The organism is Algoriphagus antarcticus (assembly GCF_002150685.1).
Taxonomy (GTDB): domain Bacteria; phylum Bacteroidota; class Bacteroidia; order Cytophagales; family Cyclobacteriaceae; genus Algoriphagus; species Algoriphagus antarcticus.
In genome coordinates, this window is record NZ_MSSW01000135.1 from 1 (window position 1) to 1,300 (window position 1,300).

The 1,300-nt window shown below is 45.0% G+C and carries 2 protein-coding genes; both read right to left on the minus strand.

What is annotated here, in order from left to right; genetic code table 11:
• Nucleotides 1–1,087 (minus strand): group II intron reverse transcriptase/maturase (gene ltrA, locus BVH04_RS24975; protein ID WP_086544177.1); only part of this gene is annotated, 1,087 nt, incomplete at its 3' end.
• Nucleotides 1,088–1,119: 32 nt separating this feature from the next.
• Nucleotides 1,120–1,300: hypothetical protein (locus BVH04_RS25945; protein ID WP_205635932.1), on the minus strand; the 181-nt coding region annotated here is incomplete at its 5' end.

Here is a 1,300-nt window from a genome sequence, read left to right on the forward strand (position 1 = left end):
GCTCAGGCTTTTTCCAATCATGCCAAATGCAATATCTGAGTCTGTTCCTCAGCCACTCGTCGAGTTGTTTGAGCTTGGACTGAATACTGGCCAGTCGGTAATTATTTACCCAGCCCATCCATACCTCTCTGAGTTTTTGAAGCCGTTCTTCAAAGCTGTATGGCAAGGTTTTCTTGGTGATTCCTTTGAGCTTACGTTTCAGGTTTTCCCAGCTCTGTTTCTTCACTACCAGTTGGTATCTGCCCTTTTCTCCCTTTTTGTAGGTTGGCACGAAGCCATGTCCCAAAAGTTCAAAGTCAGAGGGTCTTCGGATTCCGCTTTTCTCCCTGTTGATAGGCAAGTCCAGTTTGTTCTTTAGGAACAGATAGACTTCATTTCCTACTTTCTGGGCGGCTGCTTTTGACTGGGTATAAATACTGAAGTCATCGGCATAGCGGACGAATTTCAACCCTTTACTTTTGAGATACTTGTCCAGTTCGTCCAACAATATATTGGATAGAAGAGGACTAAGGGGACTTCCCTGTGGCATTCCTTTTCTGCGTTTGTGCAGCTTTCCGTTGATCTGGATAGGTGCTCTCAGCCACTTTCGGATCAGCCACAAGGTTGTGGGGCATTTTACTCTGTTGTAGATTAACTGAAGTAGCTTGTAGTGTTGTACCTCATCAAAGAATCCTTTCAGGTCAATGTCAACAATATCCTGATCGCCATCATTGATGCTTTTCAGTGCTTGTGTTACTGCCCCGTGCAGATTCTTTCCAGGCCGAAAACCATAGCTCTCATCTTCAAAGTTTAATTCGAATCGACTTGCTAGTTGCTGACTGACCGCCTGTTGGAGCCATCTGTCCACTACACATGGGATTCCGAGTAATCTGGTTTTCCCATTACTCTTGGGGATTTCCACCCCTCTGATAGCTTGTGGCACGTACCTTCTTCTCAGGATGTCGGTTAATACAGCTGTCCGGTGTTGGTCTATAAACGACTTTAATTCGGTCACCTGCATACCATCCACTCCCGATGCACCTTTGTTTCCTACCACTTGGCGGTAGGCTTTATAAAGGTTTTTGGCTTGTAGTACTTTCTCTATCATTACTTTGTTCTCCTTGTCCGCTTAAGGGTAGGCTATCCTGAATTTTCAGGATTCCTATCCGAATTAGGACGCGATTCAATGTTCAGTCCTTCATTATCTAGTGAGACCTCTGTAGTATTTACAGCTCGTTTCCGATAACTACTATGACCTCGGCTGACTTCTCTTGGACGTTCCAGACGTCTTGAGACCTCCCTCGGTAAGATGAATATCCTT